Here is a 19,721-nt window from a genome sequence, read left to right as displayed (position 1 = left end):
CCCGGACCGCACCTACACGGTGGGGCTGCAGTGGGATTTCGCGCACTGAGTCCAGGCTGTCTGCGCCGCGCAACCGCGCCTGGCCGGCGACCGTATTTCATGCAGTAGTTCGCTCCGGGCCGCTCGCCAGGCAGGGGCACGGCTAAGATCCCGGCGGACTTAGAGTGGCTAACAAAACGTAGCGAGCGGTCGTCAGGTGGGCGTGGACGGCGCACAGGAACCGGAGTGTACGAGGGGTACATGAGGATTCCGAGCACCGGCCGCGCCCGCCTGGCGGCTGCGCAGTAGTTTTGTTAGCCCCTCTAAATATAACTGCTGCCATTGCCGCTACGTCAGGACAACCTTGTGCCTGGCAGGCGCTACCACGCCGTGCAGCCGCCCTCTTGGCTGCACCGGATCGACGCAGCCGCCGACCCGTTTCCCTTGCACGAGCCGGACTAATGAAAAAACACAATCTCGCCACCGTTCTGTGCGCTCTCAGCGCGACCGGCAGCGGCAGCACGCTGGCCGCGGAGCTGGAACTGTACGTCGACCGCAAGACCAAGCAGATCTTCGCCGAGCCGGCGCCGGGTCGCGACAAGCTGGGCACCTTCGTGCAGGTGGACGAAAATGGCAAACTGCCGGCGTCGGCGATGCCCGCCGCGCCTGCACAACCGTTGCCGCCCGCGCCTGGCACCGCCACGCCGGCCGACACGGTCATTGCCCAGGCCGCGCCAGCGCCTGCGCCGGTTGCAACGCCAGTGCCGGCAAAGTCCGGCGACGCCGGCAAGAAGTGGTACGACAAACTCAGCCTGCGCGGCTACACCCAGATCCGCTACAACCAAGGCATCGGCGGCGATGCCCAGGACCTGCGCGCGCCGGGCGACCGCTTTATCGGCAACGACCAGAGCCTGGGCATCCGCCGAGCGCGCCTGGTGCTGAGCGGCGATCTCAACGAGCACGTGTCGCTGTATTTCCAGCCGGATTTTGCGAGCACGCCCACCGGCTCGACCACCTCCAACTTTGCGCAGCTGCGCGATGCCTACGCCGATATCTTCTTCGACAAGAAGCGCCAATACCGCGTACGTGTAGGTCAGTCGAAAATGCCGTACGGCTGGGAAAATTTGCAGTCCAGCCAGAACCGGCTCTCCCTGGATCGCGCCGATGCGCTCAACTCGGGCCTGCGCGACGAACGCGATATCGGTGCGGTGTTCTACTACAGCCCCACCGTGGCCAAGGGCCGCTTACAGGACCTGGTCAAGTCGGGATTGAAGGGCTCGGGCGATTACGGCGCGATCGGTGCCGGTGTGTACAACGGGCCAGGGCGCCAACCGCGCCGAGCGTGACGACAGCATGCACGCGGTGGTGCACGCCACCTACCCGTTCAAGTTGGCCAACGGCCAGTATCTGGAAGTGGGCGCCGATGCCTACGCCGGCCGCTTCGTGCCAACCGCGGCGGCAGTGAACATCGGTGGCCGCAGCTTCACCCCGGCCATCACCGACCCCAACGGCTACACCGACCAGCGCGTGGCCGCGCACATCATCTATTACCCACAGCCATTCGGACTGCAGGCGGAGTGGACGGTGGGCCGTGGTCCGGAACTGGATGTGGAACAGCGCCGCATCCGCACCCGCTCGCTGAGCGGCGGCTATGTGCAGGCCATGTTCAAGCACGACTTCAACTACCGCACCTTGCTGCCGTACCTGAAATGGCAGACCTACCGCGGCGGCTCCAAGTTCGACACCAATGCCCCGCGCATGCGTCTGGACGAAGTGGAAGCCGGTGTCGAATGGCGGCCGATGGATGCGCTGGAGCTGGTGTTCGCCTATTCGAAGATGAAGCGCACCGACGTCAGCACCGCGCCATATCCGGTGGTGGAAGGCGATTTGCTGCGCCTGCAGCTGCAGGTCAATTACTGAGCAAGGTCGGCAGCGCCGGTCATGGCCGGCGCATTCGTGTGCGGCTGCGTGCATTCGCGCCGGGATCTGCATGCACGCAGGTGCCTGCGCGATGCTGCCAACCCCGCGCGTGGTGACGCGCTCACTGGAACGCATATGCGCATCAAGGCCACGGTGGAGCGGCTTCCTGGCGGGATGATGCTGGTCCCCCTGTTGCTCGGGGCGCTTTGCCACACGCTCTGGCCACAGGCCGGCAGCACCTTGGGGGCTTTCAGCAACGGCTTGATCAGCGGCATCGTTCCGATCCTGGCAGTGTGGTTTTTCTGCATGGGGGCAACCATCCAACTGCGCGCCTCCGGACGGGTGCTGCGCCGTTCGGGCAGCCTGGTGCTGACCAAGATCGCGGTGGCCTGGCTCGTCGCAGTGCTGTGCGCACCGCTCCTTCCCATCGGCGGTGTGCCGAGCGGGCCGCTGGCCGGGCTGTCGGTCCTGGCACTGGTGGCCGCGATGGACATGACCAATGGCGGGCTATACGCCGCGTTGATGCAGCAATACGGCAGCAGCGAAGACGCAGGGGCGGTGGTGCTGATGTCGCTGGAATCGGGCCCGCTGATCTCCATGCTGATCCTGGGCACCAGCGGCCTGGCCACCTTCGACCCACTGCTGTTCGTCGGTGCGTTGCTGCCGCTGTTGCTGGGCTTTGCCCTGGGCAACCTCGACGCGGACTTGCGGCAGTTCTTCGCGCAGGCGACCAAGACGCTGGTGCCCTTCTTCGGCTTCGCGCTCGGCAACACGCTGGATCTGTCGACCATCGCCCACACCGGCGCAAGCGGGGTGCTGCTGGGCGTGGCGGTCATCGTGATCACCGGGCTGCCCTTGCTGCTGGCCGACCGCTGGATCGGCGGCGGCAACGGCACGGCCGGGGTGGCCGCCTCCAGCACCGCCGGTGCCGCCGTGGCGACTCCGGCCCTGATCGCCGGCATGGCGCCGCAGTTCGCACCCGCAGCGCCGGCCGCGACGGCGCTGGTGGCCAGCGCGGTCATCGTCACCTCGTTGCTGGTGCCGCTATTGACGGCCTGGTATGCACGCCATCACCGTGTGAGCAGCCGCTGAGAACTGTTGACTGATGCATGCAGCGTGCGTTGGGATGCATGGGCCGTTAGCCATTGCCGCCTGCACGACGCCGGAGCGAGCAGGCTCCGGCCACGCCCATGCGCAGCCGCCGACGATCACGTGGACGATGTGCACGACCGCCACCTGCCGCGTGCGCGCACACGCCAGGCCGCCCGACGGCGCGTGGCGCACTTGCTGCGGCAGCTGCGCTAAGCCGACAGCTCTCCACGCACGATCTGCGCGCCTGCACTGAGTGCACTGAGTTTGCCGCGCGCCACGTGCCGGGCGAGCGGTGCCATGCCGCAGTTGGTGGAGGGATAGAGCTTGTCGGCATCGACGAAGCGCAGCGCTTTGCGCAGTGTCTCGGCCACTTCCTGTGGTGTTTCGATCGTGCTGCTTGCCACGTCGATGGCACCGACCATCACCTTCTTGCCGCGGACCAGTTCGATCAGATCGATCGGCACGTGCGAGTTGTGGCATTCCAGCGAAATGATATCCAGCGAGGAGGTCTGTAGCTTGGGGAACGACTCTTCGTACTGGCGCCACTCCGAGCCTAGCGTCTGCTTCCAGTCGGTATTGGCCTTGATGCCGTAGCCGTAGCAGATGTGGACGGCAGTCTCGCACTTCAGCCCCTCCACCGCGCGCTCCAGGGTGGCAACACCCCAGTCGTTGACCTCGTCGAAGAAGACATTGAAGGCCGGTTCGTCGAACTGGATGATGTCCACGCCGACGGCTTCCAGTTCCCTGGCCTCCTGATTGAGGATCTTGGCAAACTCCCATGCCAGTTTTTCGCGGCTTTTGTAGTGCGCATCGAAGAGGGTGTCGATCATCGTCATCGGGCCGGGCAGCGCCCACTTGATCGGCTGGCGGGTTTGCTGACGCAGGAATTTGGCATCGTCCACGAACACCGATCTCGGGCGGCTGACCGCACCAACGACGGTTGGCACGCTGGCGTCGTAGCGGTCGCGAATCCTGATCGTCTCGCGCTTTTCGAAATCCACGCCGCTGAGGTGTTCGATAAAGGTGGTGACGAAATGCTGGCGGGTCTGTTCGCCGTCGCTGACGATATCGATGCCGGCGTGCTGCTGTTCCTGCAGTGCCAACAGCAATGCATCCTGCTTGCCTTCGGTCAGTTCGGCGTCCTGCAATTTCCAGGGCGACCACAGCGTTTCGGGCTGGGCCAGCCAGGACGGCTTGGGCAGGCTACCGGCGGTTGAGGTGAGAAGCAGCTTTGTCATGATGGGCAATGTCGTGCGTTCTGGTTGATTAGGAAGCGTGGCTGGACGCCCACTGCGCAAGAAGGCTGCCGTAGGGCCGGATGAAATGCTCTTCGGTGAATCTGCCCTGCGTCACGGCGAGCTGGCTGCGCTCTTCGCGGTCGTAGACGATCTGGGTGGACGAATAATCCTGATGCTTCAGGCTCGGCCGATAGGTCGGCCCTGCTGCAGCGTTGGCGTTGTAGATTTCTGGCCGGTAAATCTTCTGGAACGTTTCCATCGTGGCGATGGTGCCAATCAGCTCCAGGTTGGTGTAGTCGCCGAGCAGGTCGCCGAAGAAGTAGAACGCCAGGGGAGCAACGCTGTTCGGCGGCATGAAATAGCGCACCTGCAGGCCCATCTTTTCGAAGTATTGATCGGTCAACGAAAACGCGTCCTGCCGGTATTCGATGCCCAGGATGGGGTGCTGGTTGCCGGTGCGGTGATAGGTTCTGCTGGTGGAGACGCTGATGCAGATGACCGGCGGCTTCTGGAAACGCGCTGTGTAAGCGGCCGAATGCACGAAGTGCTTGAACAGCTTGCCATGCAGATCGCCAAAATCTTCCGGGATGTTGAAGCCGGACGCGTCTTGGTTGTGCGCTGGCAGCAGTACGCTGAAATCGTAGTCGCGCACGTAGGAAGAGAAGTTATTGCCAGCAATGCCGTCGATGCGCGCACCGGTGTGCCGATCGACGATGGTGGGCTTCAATATCTCGATCAACGGGAACGCATCGTCCAGCGCGCGTTCGCCGATCTGCATTTCGACGGAGATGATGTCCAGCTCCAGCGCATATCGGTCACGATTGGGGTTATCCCAGTGCGCCAGATCGTTGCAGCGGTTATTGATCATCGCCAGCGTGTTACGCAAGTTTTCCTGGCGTCGCTGACCTCTGGCCAGGTTGGCGAAATTGGTGGTGTTGCGCGTGGTGGCCGAGGGACGGTAGTCCTCATCGAAGCGCAGGCTCTTGATGGCGAAATTCAATGCTTGAGTCATGGCGAACTGATGCCTTGTTTCTAGGATGGGACGCGCGCATTGCGCTGCGCAGTGGGTGTTGCCGGCGACACGCACGGCTGAAATCCGGGTCGGCGGGCATGTGCCGAGCGTCGTGTGGCCGAGGACAGCGCCGTGGCCGGCCAGGCCACCTTGGGTTGGGCCAGTTAAGCTGCGGCCACGCCCTGCGCGGCGATGGACCGCGCATGCCGGGTCAGCTCGATCAACGGCAATGCCCGCTGCACCGCCAGCCTGGCCCGCTCGGCCAGCGCCTCGTTGTGCACGCGGTAGTCCAGAAAATCCCGGTCGGTTGCGTAGACGCCCAGCGGCAAGGTGCGTGCCTGGAAGAAGCTGAAGAGCGGACGTAGCTGATGGTCGATCACCAACGCATGGCGGTCGCTGCCGCCGGTTGCGGCGAGCAGCACGGGGGTGTCGATCAGCGCGTCTTGATCGACGAAATCGAAGAAATGCTTGAACAGTCCGGTGAAGGAGCCGCGGTAGACCGGGGTTGCCACCACCAGGATGTCGGCCTGCTCTACCAGGCAGAGCGCCTGCTCCACCGCGCCAGGTACCTGGGTACGCCAGAGCGCGCCAGCGAAATGCGGTGCCAATGCTCCAATTTCGACCAGATGGCGCTCACATGGCACCTGATCGGCGATCAGCTCCAGCAGGTGTTCTGCCAGGGCGACAGCCTTGGAGGGGCGTTGCATCCCGCCGGAGACCGCAACGACGCGGAGTGGGTGTTTGACAGTCATGCTGGAAACCTTCGCGGTGGGGATGTCGTGCGGTGCGCCGGGAGATGGCGGCCCGACCCATCGGCCGCGCCTTGGTCCGAACCCGTTGACACGGCAGCGACTGAACAACGAGCCCCGATGTTAGGGCTCGCATTCAATGAAGTAAAATGGTGTTATTTCAACAATCCATGAACTCGGATCATTTGAATGCTTGAGCGCATCCATCTCACCATCGTCCAGCAGGTCGAGCAGCAAGGCTCGCTCACCGCCGCCGCAGGCGTGCTGAATCTGACCCAGTCGGCGCTGAGTCACAGCATGAAGAAGCTGGAACAGCAGCTGGGCACCGACATCTGGTTGCGCGAGGGGCGCAGCCTGCGCCTCACCCAGGCCGGCCAGTACCTGCTGGCGGTGGCGAACCGGGTGCTACCGCAACTGGATCTGGCCGAAGAGCGGCTGGGGCAGTTTGCGCAGGGCGAGCGCGGTGCGCTGCGCATCGGCATGGAGTGCCATCCCTGCTACCGGTGGCTGCTCAAGTTGGTGGCCCCGTACCTGGCCACGTGGCCGGATGTGGATGTGGATGTGAAGCAGAAGTTCCAGTTCGGCGGCATCGGCGCGTTGTTCGGCTACGAGATCGATCTGCTGGTCACGCCCGACCCGCTGTTCAAGCCAGGGCTCAGGTTCGAGCCGGTGTTCGACTACGAGCAGGTGCTGGTGGTGGCCAAGCGCCATGCGCTGGCGTCGGCGGCCTACGTCAAGCCACAGCAGCTCACACGCGAGGTGCTGATCAGCTACCCGGTGGATCTTCAGCGCCTGGACATCTACAGCCAGTTTCTGTTGCCGGCCGGCGTCACCCCGCGGCGCCACAAGGCCATCGAAACCACCGACATCATGATGCAGATGGTGGCCAGCGGCCGCGGCGTGGCCGCCATGCCGCGCTGGCTAGTTGAGGAATATGCGGCCAGAATGGACGTGGTGCCGGTGCGGCTGGGTGCGCGCGGCATCCCCAAGCAGATCTACCTGGGCGCACGCGAGGCGGACATCGCGATCGATTATCTGCGCGCGTTTATCGAACTGGCGCGTGCGCCAGCCAATGCCACTGCCTATATGCAAGGACCCCACTGATGGATTTCACTGCCGAGCGCATGCCCCTTCCACTGCCTGACGGCCACGCCAAGGTGTTGCTGCATTCCTGCTGCGCGCCGTGCTCGGGCGAAGTCATGGAGGCAATGCTGGCCTCCGGCATCGACTACACCATCTTTTTCTACAACCCCAACATTCATCCGCGCAAGGAATACGAGCTGCGCAAGGACGAGAACGTGCGTTTTGCCGAACAGTTCGGCGTGCCCTTCATCGATGCCGACTACGATCGGGACAACTGGTTCGAGCGGGCACGCGGAATGGAAAACGAACCTGAGCGTGGCCTGCGTTGCACCATGTGCTTTGACATGCGCTTTGAACGCACCGCGCTGTATGCCCACGAGCACGGCTTTCCGGTGATCACCAGTTCGCTGGGCATCTCGCGCTGGAAAAACATGCAGCAGATCAACGACTGCGGCATTCGCGCTGCGGCCAAATATCCCGGCTTGATGTATTGGGAGTACAACTGGCGCAAGGGCGGTGGCGCCTCGCGCATGATTCAGATCAGCAAGCGCGAACACTTCTATCAACAGGAATACTGCGGCTGCGTCTATTCCCTGCGCGATACCAATCGTCACCGCGTGGACAGCGGTCGCAAGCGCATTCAACTCGGCGTGAAGTTCTACGGCGATGACGAGCAGCAAGACTGAGCCCTTCGCCAGTTCAGCGACGACCGCATGTGGATTTCGGGCTCCTCCCGCTAGACCATCACGCTGTGGCGATGCCACCCCATCATCATGACAAGACTGCAAGACCTGTGATTTCTACCGACACGCCGCGCCTCGCCAGCACCATGACCGACGCCTATTCGCTGGAGGTCAGCATCAAGGACATCGGCGCGCTGACCAACGCGGCGCCGCGTATCCTGCCTGGCTCGGCCATGTTCATTCCCTACCTGCCAGGCCAAAACGACGCTGCGCGGCTGGCCGCAGCACAGATGGTACGCGGCCTTGGTTTCGAACCGGTGCCACATCTTTCCGCGCGTCGCATCGGCTCGCTCGAGCAAGTGCAGGCATTTATCGCGCGCCTGGTCGATGAGGCCGACGTCACCCGCTGCCTGGTGATCGCAGGTGATCGGTCCACGCCGAAGGGATCGTTTCCCGACAGCGTGTCGCTGATCGAAACGGGCGTGTTTGAACGCGCAGGCATCCGCACGATCGGCGTAGCGGGTCACCCGGAAGGGCATCCGATCATGCGCACGGCAGACCAATGGGACGTGCTGGAACGCAAGTGTCGCAGCATCCAGGAGCGCGGCATGGCGCCCCTGATCGTGACGCAGTTCGGGTTCGATGCCGACCTCGTGGTGACATGGCTGGAAGCGCTGCGCGCGCGTGGCATGAGCCATCCGGTGCGGGTGGGCGTGCCTGGTCCGGCCAGCGTCGCCGTCCTCGCACGCTATGCGGCAAGCTGCGGTGTCGGCGCCTGCGCGTCGGTGCTCTCAAACTATGGCATCTCCATCGGCAAGTTGTTCGGCAACGCAGGGCCGGATCGCTTTGTCGATCGCCTCGTGAGCCGCCTGACGCAAGCGCATGGAGATATCCGACTGCACCTGTTTCCGTTCGGCGGCATCGCCCAGTCGGTAGAGTGGGTTGCGCAGTATCGTTCGCGCACCGCGCCACAAGATCGCACCCGCGCCGTGCGAGTGGATCGGGCCTGAAGCACGCTAGTGCGGGTTGCAAATCGACAAAGCCTTGAGGCCGTCACACTGCGACTGAGCGGGCTGTCAGTCAGTGGCAAGATCGCCAAGGATTCGAGCCACTGAGTGCGCTGCATGTAGCGTTGGTTAGGTCATGATGTTCACTGCGGCCGCATTCGCAACAGAGTGGAAAGAAGGGCGTCATCATTCGCCACCTCTCTCTTCTCGGGAACAACCTCTCCTCCGCGATCCTGCTCATAGGCTGTGTTCTTTCTTTCTAGCCAAGCGCTTAGCGCGCGTGAGGTATTGCAGCATCCAGCAAACGTGTCACAGGAGCGCGGCATGCTCGCCGGCAAATCACGGCGAGGCGCGCTGCATCCGATGTCGTTGCCCTGCGCGAGGGCATCGTTTCTTCAACGCTCATTGAGAGATCTCTCCATGCCGAAGCCGTCGCTGTTGTCGCTGCTGTGCTCCCTCTCACTGCTCTCTGCGCCGCTTGCGGCGGCCGAGTTGCAGCCCAAACAATTGGCTGGCCCGCCGGAAGAGTTCGCGCAGATGCGCGCGCCAGATCCGGCCGAGTCGGCGATCTTGTCCAAGAGTGCGTTGCTGCCGGTCGAACTGACACCGGTCGGTCAATCCGCGCGTTGGCAAGGCAGTTTGCCGGTGGAAAACGGGCACCTGCGCTTCATGGTGCTGTCCGGCGATCAGGCCTGGGATGCGGCAGTGGCTGCACCTCAGCTTGCCGGCGCGCGCACCGCCACCGTGGCGACGCCGCTGCAAGCGCAGCGCACACTGCTGGGCACCGCCGAGCACGGCACCAGCGGCATGCGCTACGCCGTGGAGTCGGCGCAGAACGGCACATGGTCATTGACACTGCAGTCGGCCTCGCCGGCGGCCCAGCGTGGCTACGTGCTGATGGAAGGCGATGCGCGCACGCAGCTTGCTTCGTACCTGCGCACGCGTCAGCAGCAGGTTGGCCAGCCGCTTACGCTCAACGCGCTGCTGAGCGGCAAGGATGCACGCGGTGCCACGCTGCTGACGGCACAAGCTGGAACCATCGACGAGGCAAGCCTGCGTGTGATCGATCCGCAGGGCGGTGTACGCAGCCTGCCGATGGCCGATGACGGCAAGCATGATGATGGCGCCGCTGGCGATGGCGTGTACGGCGGCACCTTCCAACCCACCAGCGAGGGCACCTGGATTGCGCAGGTGATCGTGCATGGGCATGACCAGGCTGGCCAGCCGTTCGTGCGGACCAGCGAGCATGTGGTGCCGGTGGTGGATACGTCGTTGCGTCTGCTTGGCAATGCACTGGGCGCGCGCGCTGCAGAGGGCATGCGGCTGACGATTGCGCTACCGGTCGCTGCGCGTGGCAAGGCACCGTCGCATTACCGCGTGTTCGGCCAGGTATGGGGCACCGATGCCAAGGGCAAGGACGTACCGGTGGCGTGGATCGGCGGCATGCTGACGCCGCAGCAAAGCCAGCTGCCACTGAGCCTGGACGAACGCTGGATTGCGCGTGCCGGTGCGCGGGCACCGTTTACGCTGCGCAACCTGCGCATCGAAGACCCGGACCATTACATCCCGCTGGTGCAGGTCGGCACGCTGCCGTTGCAAGTGCCCACGCTACGCCGCGCCAGTATCGCCCGCGCCAGCATGGCGATCGACGAAAGCATGCGCATGGGCCCGCGCCCGACTGCACTGGCTTCCGCGATGGCGACGGCGCAGCCACAGGCCGCCACTTCGCAACTGGTGCTGGTGCACGGCTATTGCTCCAACGGCGTGTGGCCGCAGGCGCAATTCACCAATGCATCGACCTTCATGGATGCCAAGCAGAACCGCAGCAACGACCAGTTCGCGCAGCGGCTTGCACAGTTCGCCAGCCAATGGTCGTCGTTCTCAACGGTAGCGCACAGCCAGGGCGGCATGGCCGCGCTGCACCTGTACACCTACTACTGGAGCGGGCTGGATAACGCCACCGGTGGGCTGGTAATGCAATCGGTCGGCACGCCGTATCAAGGCACCAATATGGCCGGCGTGCTGGCCGCATTGGGTTCATGGTTCGGTAAAAGCTGCGGTACCAACACCGACATGACCTACGACGGCGCCAAGGCCTGGCTGGCCGGCATTCCGGCCGATGCACGCGCAAAGGTCAACTACTACACCACCTCGTTCGCCAAGAGCAAGAAGTGGTATATAGACGACTACTGCAACGCTGCCTCGGACCTTGTCTTGAACGACCCGGAAGACGGCGTCGTGGAGGAGGTCAACGCGCAGCTGCCGGGTGGCGTGAATCGCGGCCACACCACCGGCCAATGCCACACCACCGGCATGCGCGACCCGGCGCAATATCTGGATGCCAACCGCAATGCGGTGATGAATGCGAATGCGGCGAGGTAAGACGGGTTGATCTGCGGTGCGATGGCCGGGGCGTGCGCCGGCCATCGCGTTGCAACCGGCGCTAGTGTTGCGGGGCCGGGGCCGGGGCGTGGGTTGATACCACGACCGATTGTGCATCGGCGCCACCACCCAGCACCTTGTACAAGGTCACTCGGTTGCTCGCCTCGGTCAGCCGCAAGCTGATCAGTGTCTGTTGTGCGCTGTAGAGCGTGCGCTACGCATCCAGCGCCACCAGGTAACTGTCCACGCCATTGCGATAACGCGCATCCGACAGGCTGAAGCTGCGTTGTGCGGCGTCCACCATCGCCTGTTGCGCGTGCATGCGTTCTTCGAGCTGGGTGCGTTCGGCGAGTGCATCGGCCACTTCACTGAAGGCGGTCTGGATCGCCAATTCGTACTGCGCAATGGTGATGTCCTTCTGCAACTTGGCCACATCCAGTTCGGCCTTCAACGCGCCGGCGCGGAAGATCGGCAAGCTCACGCTGGGCGAGAACGACCACGTATGGTCGCCATCGAACAGGCTGGATAACGCATCGCTGCCGCACCCGGCATTGGCGGTCAACGAGATGGTGGGGAAGAAGGCCGCGCGCGCCGCGCCGATATCTGCATTGGCGGCCTTGAGCGTGTGCTCGGCCGACAGCACGTCCGGGCGCTGCAACAACACCCGCGATTCCAGCTGGGCCGGCAACGGCGCCAGCGCCACACCGGTCTCGATCGCATCGCTGGCAGGCAGCAATGCAGCCGGCACCGGCGTGCCCACCACCAGATTCAAGGCGTTGCGCGACTGCGCCAGCTGGGTGGTGTAATTGGCCACATCAGCGTGCGCGCTTTCCACGCTGGTCTGGATCTGCGCCAGATCCAGACCGGAGGCGATGCCATTGTCGTGCTGCAGCTCGGTCAGACGCAGCGTCTCGCGTTGGCTGTCCAGGGTCTGTTGCGCGAGCGCCAGACGCTGTCGATCGGCGGCGACGGTCAACCAGTCGTTGGCCACTTCAGCGACCAAACTCAGACGCGTGCTGCGCTGGGTTTGCTCACTGGCAAGATAGCTTTCCAGCGTCTCGTTCTTGATGGCGGTCATCCTGGCAACCATGCGGGACGGCATGCGTGCGCGCTTTGCCGCTGCGCAGCTGCAGGTGCAGGCGCAGATCGAGGCCGGCCCGCTGCAGGTGGACGGCGACGAACGCCGTCTGCAGCAACTGCTGGGCAACCTGCTGGAAAACACACTGCGCTACACCGACGCCGGCGGCACGGTGCAGGTGCGCTGCGTGCGCCGCGGCACGCTGCTGGACCTGGTGGTCGAAGACAGCGCACCGGGGGTGGATACAGACAAGCGCGCGCGCCTGTTCGAACGCTTCTACCGCACAGAGGCCTCGCGCAATCGTGCCAGCGGCGGCAGCGGCCTGGGCCTGGCGATCTGCCGCAACATCGCCGAGGCGCATGGCGGTTCGATCCACGCCGAGGCTTCCGCACTCGGCGGATTGCGCATGGTGCTGCGCTTGTCGGCGCTGGCCGCATGAGCAGCGCCTCCCCGCTCGGGCATGTGCTGATCGTCGAGGACGAACCGCGCCTGGCCGCGGTGCTGGGCGAGTACCTGTACGCGGCCGGCTATTCGCGCGGCTGGATCGCCGATGGCGCGCAAGCGCTGGGCGCATTCCGCGCGCAGCAGCCGGACCTGGTGCTGCTGGACCTGATGGTGCCCAACCGCGGCGGCCTGGACATCTGCCGCGACCTGCGCAAGGAAAGCGCGGTGCCGGTGATCATGGTCACCGCGCGCGTGGAGGAAATCGACCGCCTGTTGGGCCTGGAGATCGGCGCGGACGACTACATCTGCAAGCCGTTCAGCCCGCGCGAAGTGGTGGCGCGCGTCCAGGCAGTGTTGCGCCGTCATCGCCACGCCCCCCACGGCGCACCGGCACCGGGCTTGCAATCGACGAGGACGCCTGTCGCGCCAGCGTGCATGGCCGCGACCTCGACCTGACCCAGGTCGAATTCCGCCTGCTGCGCACCCTCCCCGCGCCCCGGGGCGTGTGTACTCGCGCGAGCAACTGATGGGCCGGCTTTACGCCGACCACCGCATCGTCACCGACCGCACGGTGGACAGCCACGTCAAGAATCTGCACCGCAAGCTCGCCGACGCCGGCGGCGAGGACTGGGTCCGCTCGGTCTATGGCGCGGGGTATCGCTTTGAGCCGTGATTCGGGATTCGGGATTCGGGATGAGAGATTCGTAAAAGCGGCCTGACTGATCACGTGACGGCTGCGATACTGCCGGCTTTGACGAATCCCCAATCCCCAATCCCGGCCTCACCGAAACACCACCGTACGATGTCCATTGAGCACGATGCGGTGTTCGACGTGGCGACGCACTGCACGCGCCAGCACCAGCGATTCGGTGTCGCTGCCCAGGCGGATCAGGTCGCGTGGAGTCATGGCATGGTCCACGCGGGCGACGTCTTGTTCGATGATCGGGCCTTCGTCCAGATCTTCGGTGACGTAGTGCGCGGTGGCGCCGATGATCTTGACACCGCGCGCGTGTGCCTGGTGATACGGCTGCGCGCCCTTGAAGCTGGGCAGGAAACTGTGATGGATATTGATCGCGCGCCCGGCCAATGCCCGGCACAGCTGCGGCGACAGGATCTGCATGTAGCGCGCCAGCACCACCAGATCGATCTGCAGATCATCCACCAACGCGAGCAGTTGCGCTTCCTGCGCGGCGCGCGTGTCGGCGCTCACCGGCAGATGGTGGAAGGCGATGCCGTAGGACGCTGCCAACGGCGCGAAGTCGGTGTGATTGGAGACGACCGCGGCGATGTCCACCGGTAATTGCCGGCTGTGCATGCGGAACAGCAGGTCGTTGAGGCAATGGCCCTGCTTGCTCACCAGCACCAGCAGGCGCGCGCGGCGGCGGGCGTCGTGCAGTTGCCATGCCATCTGGAACTCGTCGGCCAGCACCGCAAAGCGCTGCTCCAGCGCGGCAATGTCGGTCTTTGCCGGTTTGTGGAAATGCACGCGCAGGAAGAATCGCCCGCTTTCGTCGTCGCCGAATTGCTGCGCGTCGAGAATGTTGCAGGCCAGGTCGAACAGCAGCCCGGTCACGCGATAGACGATACCGGTGCGGTCGGGACAGGACAGGGTGAGGATGTAGTCGGAGCGCATAGGCGAATGATAGCCAATGCACGACATCACCGACGCAGTGCTTGCGTCGGTAACTTTTGCAGTGCGAACAGGCGCAAAAAACGGTGTGCCGTCCAGCCGATGTTCGACGCGCTGACCGTGGTCGCGTTGCGCTCGTGCTGCACGATGACGTGCAGCCAAAATGACGTGCAGCTCGGCAGTGCAGCGCATCACGCGCCATGCGCTGATGGCCGGTTACGCGGCACCGCCACGCAGGTCTGGCAACGGCTCTCAGCGCGGCGGCAAACGCAGCATCAGCCGCCGGTTGATCTCGTCCAGCTGCGCAAGCGATGCGTCCACCGATGTTTCCATGGCTTCCTGCGTGGTGATGTGCACACGCAGATGCGCCGGATCGGACAGCTCGCCACGCACCAGGAACACGTTCTCGCCGACTTCGCCCAGATGGCGACTGAGCACCACGTAGTCCACCTGATCGAAGCCATGCTGCTTGGCCAGCGGCAGCAGACGCGCGGCCATGCGCTCGCTCGCCTCGTCGACGGGCTTGCCTAACTCGGCGTCCAGCACGCCGACCGCTTCGCGGATCTGTGCGAACAGGTAGTGGTCCGGGTGCTCGGGATGGTCGGGGCCCACCGGGCCCTGATTGATGACCGGCGCGTCGGTCATCGCGTGCCACCGGCGCACGCCAGTGCGCACGGTGTGCGCTCGGTCGAACCGAGCGTGATATGCAGGTGTCGCATCGCATCCTCCCTGGAGCGGCGGCTGTCACGAGCCGGCATTTTAGAAGGTCTGCTGCATGTTCAGGTGAGCGAGCGGCGGGCCGCCGTGGCGCGAAGCGAAGTGACTTGCGCAGGGCGATAGCCCTTTGCGCAATGGTGATCAGGCCACCTGCCCTGCCCGCCGCGCCGAGACTTCCGCCAGTACCGCCCAGTCTGCGTTGCCGTCGCCATGTGCAATGGCCTCGTCCAGCCCGGCGCGCAGCAATTCGCCCAACGGCATCGGCACCTGCTTGTTGGCGCCGGCCTGGATAGCCAGGTCCACGTCCTTGCGGCCCAGCGTGGCGGTGAAACCCGCCGGCAGGTATTCGTGCTGCATGATCAGCCGGCCATAGCCCTGGTAGGCGGGCGCGGCAAACAAGGTGCTGGTGAGCATGCCCAGAAATTGCGTGGCATCCACGCCGTGCCCGCGTGCCAGCGCGCTGGCTTCGGCCATGGCACCGATGGCGCTGGCCAGGCAGAAGTTGGCGGCCAGTTTGACGGCATTGGCCTGCTCAGGCGCGCTGCCGATGTGCCAGGTCTTCTGCCCCAGCGCGTCGAACATCGGCTGAACCCGAGCCACGGCCGCTTCATCGCCGGCGGCCAGAATATTGAGCTTGCCGGCTTCGGCCACATCCACACGCCCAAGCACCGGCGCGGCCACGTAGGCCACACCGCGTTCGGCATGCAGCGCGGTCAATTCATGTGCCAGCGCCACCGAGATGGTGGCCATGTTGACATGCACGCTGCCCGCCGGCAGCGCATCCAGTACGCCACGCTCCAGCAAGGTCTGGCGCACTGCGTTGTCGTCGGCTAGCATCGAAAACAGCAGCGGGCCGTGCGCGGCATCGCGCGGTTGCTCCACCACCGTGGCGCCAGCATCGCGCAGCGGCTGGGCGCGTTCGGGCGAGCGGTTCCACACGCTCAACGCGAACCCGCCACGCAGCAGGTTGTGTGCTATCGGCAGGCCCATCGTGCCCAAGCCCAGAAATCCTATCGGCATGCGGTGTCCTTGTTCGGTGTGACGTCAGGTGCAAATCAGTTGGCGAATACGCCACGCGCATCGCGTGGTTCGCACCGCAAATATTGCGGTGCCGGAGTGACCGAGGCGCCCAGTGCCGCGGCGGCATGCCACGGCCAGCGCGGGTCGTACAGGATGCCACGCGCCAGCGCGATTGCATCGGCCTGGCCCTGCTGCAGGATCGCCTCGGCCTGCGCCGGCTCGGTGATCAAGCCTACGCCAATCACCGGCGTGCGCACCTGCGCGCGAATCTCCTGGGCGAAGGGAATTTGATAGCCGGCCTGGAGTGGAATCTGCTGACGTGGATCCAGCCCGCCGCTGGAGACATGGATGTAGTGCGCACCGCGTGCATCCAGCGCCTGCGACAAGGCGATGCTTTGCTGCACATCCCAACCGCCTTCGACCCAATCGGTGGCCGAGATACGCACGCCAACGGCGATTTTTTCCGACACGGCCGCACGCACCGCATCGAAGATGCGCAGCGTCAGCCGCATGCGATTTTCCAGCGACCCGCCATACGCATCGCTGCGCTGGTTGCTCAAGGGCGACAGGAACTGATGCGTCAGATAACCGTGTGCGGCGTGCAATTCGATCAACTCCAGGCCCAGCCGTTCGGCACGTTTTGCCGATGCGACAAAGGCATCCACCACGGCATCGATCCCCGCCTCATCCAGTGCCTGCGGCGCCGGCTGCCCCGCGCGGAACGGCAGCGCCGATGCGGACACGGTCTGCCAGCCATGCGCGTGATCGGGTGCGATGGCCTGGCCGCCTTTCCACGGCAGCTCGGTCGACGCCTTGCGGCCGGCGTGCGCCAGCTGGATGCCGATCGGCATCGGCGACCAGCGTCGTACCGATTGCAGTACCTCGGCCAGGGCCTGCTCGGTCGCGTCGTCGTACAAACCAAGATCGGCGTAACTGATGCGCCCCTCCGGCACCACTGCGGCCGCTTCGAGAATCAGCAAGCCAGCGCCGGATTGCGACAAGGTGCCCAGGTGGATGCGGTGCCAGTCGCTGGCGCGGCCGTCCTGTGCCGAGTACTGGCACATCGGCGCGATGACAATGCGGTTGGCGAGCGCAAGCGGACCGAAGGCGATGGGGGAGAACAACTGGCTCAAGGCGGCATCCACAGCTGACATCGGGTTCTTATTGCACTGCGCCGCGCCCGCCGACACAACCGCTGCGATGGATCACTGCGTCATGCAGAGCGCGCACTGGCGTCATTGACGCTGCGCCCACGCGGCAGGTCCGGTGGCGCGTGCAGGAAGGCAAGCGCCTGCGCACACGACTGCTCCACCTTCAGCGTAAGCAGCTCGTCGGCGCGCGTGCGCCCGAAGTTGAGCGCGGCGATCGGCAAGCCGTTGCGCGCGGCGGTCTGCACGAAACGAAACCCCGAATACACCATCAGCGACGACCCCACCACCAGCACTGCATCGGCGGCGTGCAGATGCGCGAAGGCGCGCTCCACCCGCTCGCGCGGCACGTTCTCGCCGAAGAACACCACATCCGGCTTGAGCACGCCACCGCACACCGGGCACGGCGGCACCGCGAAATGCTCGAAGGCCACATCGTCCAGATCGGCATCGCCGTCGGGTGCTTGCGCGGCCTCAAGCGCTGCCCAGCCCGGATTGGCCTGCTCGAGCAACAGTTGAAATTCGGTGCGTGGCATGCGGCGCTCGCAGCCCATGCAGCGCACCACGTCGAGCCGCCCATGCAGATCGATCACCGCCTGGCTGCCGGCAGCCTGATGCAGGCGGTCCACATTCTGGGTGAGCAGCACTTCCACCTGGCCGCGCGCTTCCAGCACAGCGAGCGCGTGATGGGTGGCATTGGGTTGCGCCAGGCCGAAGCGCGGCCAGCCGACCAGGCTGCGCGCCCAATAGCGCTGCCGCGTGGACAGCTCGTCCATGAACGCCTGGAACGTCACCGGCTGTGGACGCTTCCAGCCGCCTTGCAGGTCCCGGTAATCGGGAATGCCCGAATCGGTGCTGCAGCCGGCACCGGTCAATACGAACAGGCGCTGATGGCGCTCGATGAAGTCCTGCAGCGTGTGGTCGTCGTGGGCGGGGACAGCAGTCATGTGGTGGTTCCGGAAAGCCATGGGAGCACGTTGCACCAGCGCCACGCCCGGCGCGCTGCGGCGCCGTGTCGGCAGCCAGACCGGCGCGCTTGCTCGCGCATAGCTGTGCACACCACGCCGTCGTCGACGAGTGAAGATGCACACCGAATACGCGCAACGCGCCGCCCTGGATGCGAGCCTGAAGACGGTACAGCATCACGCCATGGACGCGCAGTTGGTTTCGATCCGTTCGCGCGGTCGGCCACACTGTGGCAGCCGGGCTCAAGGCGCGCCGCCTATCTGTTCGACAAAGCGCAGCAGATCCTGATTGAAACGCACGCTGTCTTCCAGGAACGGCGCGTGCCCGGCGTCCGGATACAGCACGGTCTGCGCACGCGGCTGCAACTGAAGCGACCACCCCACCAGCACCGCATTGCGGGCACCCGTGGTCTTGAGCACCGCTGCCAGATCGTCGGCCCAGCGCAGGCCTTCCCGATACGCCGATGCCGCGGTCGGTTTGCCGGACAGCCCGTGGCCGCGCAGGTCGTAGGTGATCAACCGGTAGCCCTGCAGCTGCGGGTCGGCCAGCTGTGCATCCCAGTCGATGCGGCTGCCAAGCAGGCCGTGCACGAACACTATCGCCTGGCCGTCGGCGGCGCCATGCTCCTGCACGGCCAGGGCCACGCCATCTGGAGCAGTGACCTGGTAGCTGCGCGAGTTGGCGGTTGCAGATGGGCTTGCTGACGCGATCGTGCAGACACACAGCAGCAGGCTGGCCAGCGCGCGCTGCCACCAGCGGGCGCTGGCAAGTGAAGCGGGTCGAACGGACATGGAGATGCCTTGCAGAACAGGGAAGACGGCATCGTCGGGCCTCACGCCGATGTGAGGGTCAAGCGCTGCGTGCCACGTATGCTCGGCAGATGGGCACCTCTTCCAACGCTGACATGCGCATCGGCGCGCTGGCGCAGCTGACCGGCGTCAGCGTGCGCTCGCTCCGCCACTACGATGCCCAGGGCTTGCTGACCTCGTCGCGCAGCGCCACTGGCTATCGGCTGTTTGCGGACAGCTGCGTGACGCAGATACGGCAGATTCAGCGCCTGATCGGCACCGGCTTCAGCCTGGAGGACATCCGCCGGTTTCCCGATTGCATGCGGCTGGTGGAAGGCGCGCCGGTGTGCCCGGAAACCCTGCCGGCGCATCGCCAACGGCTACAGTTGATTGAACGCCAACTGGCCGACCTGGAACGCCGACGCGCGCGATTGCTGGCCACCCTGGCGCAAGATCCGTCAGCGCTGATCACGCCGCAACGCATGCACGGCAAGCGGTGAGCGGCACATCCCCACCGCACGCTGCGCAGATGACGCAGCAGCCCGCCGTTACAGCAGATTGCTGACCTCGATCAGATTGCCGTCCGGTTCGCGGAGATACACCGACCTGATTAGCCCCATCGCTCAGCCGTAGTTGCAGGATCTGCGACGCTGCGGTTGGACAATGGCCCCAGCTGAAGGCAACGGAGGTGGGAGATGGGGATCAACATCGTGCAGTTTCCGCCGGGATTGTCGCGGACCGAGTTCGTGGATCGCTACGGAACCGAGGCCAAGTGTTACCGGGCG

15 protein-coding genes, 1 other RNA gene and 4 pseudogenes are annotated in these 19,721 nt (G+C 64.9%); 9 read left to right on the top strand and 11 right to left on the bottom strand.

The window, feature by feature from the left end:
* Positions 1-166: 166 nt before the first annotated feature.
* A non-coding RNA gene (locus XAXN_RS21820) (sX9 sRNA) lies at positions 167-242 on the bottom strand.
* Between the two features lie 198 nt (positions 243-440).
* Between XAXN_RS21820 and XAXN_RS15820 the strand changes: the two are divergent.
* Positions 441-1,899 (top strand): annotated as a pseudogene (locus XAXN_RS15820) (OprO/OprP family phosphate-selective porin).
* 135 nt (positions 1,900-2,034) lie between these two features.
* Positions 2,035-2,991, top strand: a complete 957-nt coding sequence (gene kdgT, locus XAXN_RS15815; protein ID WP_054320261.1) for a 2-keto-3-deoxygluconate transporter — start codon at positions 2,035-2,037, stop codon at positions 2,989-2,991.
* Positions 2,992-3,200: 209 nt separating this feature from the next.
* On the opposite strand, the gene XAXN_RS15810 is transcribed toward kdgT, so the two are convergent.
* From XAXN_RS15810 to msuE, 3 genes are all read right to left on the bottom strand, one after another.
* A complete protein-coding gene (locus XAXN_RS15810; protein ID WP_054320257.1) occupies positions 3,201-4,229 on the bottom strand; it encodes a methionine synthase in 1,029 nt (342 codons plus the stop codon).
* A gap of 28 nt (positions 4,230-4,257) precedes the next feature.
* Positions 4,258-5,241: a DUF1852 domain-containing protein gene (locus XAXN_RS15805; RefSeq protein WP_042821051.1), complete on the bottom strand. Its 984-nt coding sequence runs from the start codon at positions 5,239-5,241 to the stop codon at positions 4,258-4,260.
* 164 nt (positions 5,242-5,405) lie between these two features.
* A complete protein-coding gene (gene msuE / locus XAXN_RS15800; protein ID WP_054320256.1) occupies positions 5,406-5,993 on the bottom strand; it encodes an FMN reductase in 588 nt (195 codons plus the stop codon).
* A 186-nt stretch (positions 5,994-6,179) separates the two neighbouring features.
* Here msuE and XAXN_RS15795 point away from each other — a divergent pair, with 186 nt between their 5' ends.
* From XAXN_RS15795 to XAXN_RS15780, 4 genes are all read left to right on the top strand, one after another.
* Positions 6,180-7,094, top strand: a complete 915-nt coding sequence (locus XAXN_RS15795) for a LysR family transcriptional regulator (protein ID WP_054320255.1) — start codon at positions 6,180-6,182, stop codon at positions 7,092-7,094.
* A complete protein-coding gene (locus tag XAXN_RS15790; protein WP_054320254.1) occupies positions 7,094-7,759 on the top strand; it encodes an epoxyqueuosine reductase QueH in 666 nt (221 codons plus the stop codon). The genes XAXN_RS15795 and XAXN_RS15790 overlap by 1 nt, the downstream gene beginning before the upstream one ends.
* A gap of 107 nt (positions 7,760-7,866) precedes the next feature.
* Complete coding sequence (locus XAXN_RS15785; RefSeq protein WP_054320253.1) at positions 7,867-8,766, top strand: methylenetetrahydrofolate reductase; 900 nt, start codon at positions 7,867-7,869, stop codon at positions 8,764-8,766.
* Positions 8,767-9,183: 417 nt separating this feature from the next.
* Positions 9,184-11,145 carry a choice-of-anchor X domain-containing protein gene (locus tag XAXN_RS15780; protein ID WP_054320252.1) on the top strand — a complete coding sequence of 654 codons (1,962 nt, stop codon included), beginning with the start codon at positions 9,184-9,186 and terminating at the stop codon, positions 11,143-11,145.
* 61 nt (positions 11,146-11,206) lie between these two features.
* On the opposite strand, the pseudogene XAXN_RS15775 reads toward XAXN_RS15780, so the two are convergent.
* A pseudogene (locus tag XAXN_RS15775) lies at positions 11,207-12,211 on the bottom strand (efflux transporter outer membrane subunit); the annotation flags it as partial.
* Position 12,212: 1 nt separating this feature from the next.
* On the opposite strand from XAXN_RS15775, the pseudogene XAXN_RS15770 reads away from it, so the two are divergent.
* A pseudogene (locus tag XAXN_RS15770) lies at positions 12,213-12,662 on the top strand (ATP-binding protein); the annotation flags it as partial.
* Positions 12,659-13,340 (top strand): annotated as a pseudogene (locus tag XAXN_RS15765) (response regulator). The pseudogenes XAXN_RS15770 and XAXN_RS15765, both read left to right, overlap by 4 nt.
* A gap of 108 nt (positions 13,341-13,448) precedes the next feature.
* Here XAXN_RS15765 and purU read toward each other — a convergent pair.
* The 6 genes from purU to XAXN_RS15735 form a co-directional block, all read right to left on the bottom strand.
* Positions 13,449-14,327, bottom strand: a complete 879-nt coding sequence (purU, locus tag XAXN_RS15760) for a formyltetrahydrofolate deformylase (RefSeq protein ID WP_174515506.1) — start codon at positions 14,325-14,327, stop codon at positions 13,449-13,451.
* Positions 14,328-14,549: 222 nt separating this feature from the next.
* Complete coding sequence (locus XAXN_RS15755; protein WP_054320250.1) at positions 14,550-14,942, bottom strand: XVIPCD domain-containing protein; 393 nt, start codon at positions 14,940-14,942, stop codon at positions 14,550-14,552.
* A 213-nt stretch (positions 14,943-15,155) separates the two neighbouring features.
* A complete protein-coding gene (locus XAXN_RS15750; protein ID WP_054320249.1) occupies positions 15,156-16,034 on the bottom strand; it encodes an NAD(P)-dependent oxidoreductase in 879 nt (292 codons plus the stop codon).
* Between the two features lie 35 nt (positions 16,035-16,069).
* Positions 16,070-17,188, bottom strand: a complete 1,119-nt coding sequence (locus XAXN_RS15745; RefSeq protein ID WP_054320259.1) for an NADH:flavin oxidoreductase/NADH oxidase — start codon at positions 17,186-17,188, stop codon at positions 16,070-16,072.
* 59 nt (positions 17,189-17,247) lie between these two features.
* Positions 17,248-18,129 carry an NAD-dependent protein deacetylase gene (locus XAXN_RS15740; RefSeq protein WP_054320258.1) on the bottom strand — a complete coding sequence of 294 codons (882 nt, stop codon included), beginning with the start codon at positions 18,127-18,129 and terminating at the stop codon, positions 17,248-17,250.
* A 261-nt stretch (positions 18,130-18,390) separates the two neighbouring features.
* Positions 18,391-18,939 carry an alpha/beta fold hydrolase gene (locus tag XAXN_RS15735; protein ID WP_054320248.1) on the bottom strand — a complete coding sequence of 183 codons (549 nt, stop codon included), beginning with the start codon at positions 18,937-18,939 and terminating at the stop codon, positions 18,391-18,393.
* An 89-nt stretch (positions 18,940-19,028) separates the two neighbouring features.
* Between XAXN_RS15735 and XAXN_RS15730 the strand changes: the two genes are divergently transcribed.
* Positions 19,029-19,436: a MerR family transcriptional regulator gene (locus XAXN_RS15730; protein WP_054320247.1), complete on the top strand. Its 408-nt coding sequence runs from the start codon at positions 19,029-19,031 to the stop codon at positions 19,434-19,436.
* Positions 19,437-19,721 lie beyond the last annotated feature (285 nt).

Origin of the sequence: Xanthomonas axonopodis (assembly GCF_001304695.1) — a bacterium.
GTDB lineage: Bacteria > Pseudomonadota > Gammaproteobacteria > Xanthomonadales > Xanthomonadaceae > Xanthomonas > Xanthomonas axonopodis.
Note: the sequence above shows the minus strand (reverse complement) of the source record. Positions and strands in the feature narration are given on the sequence as shown.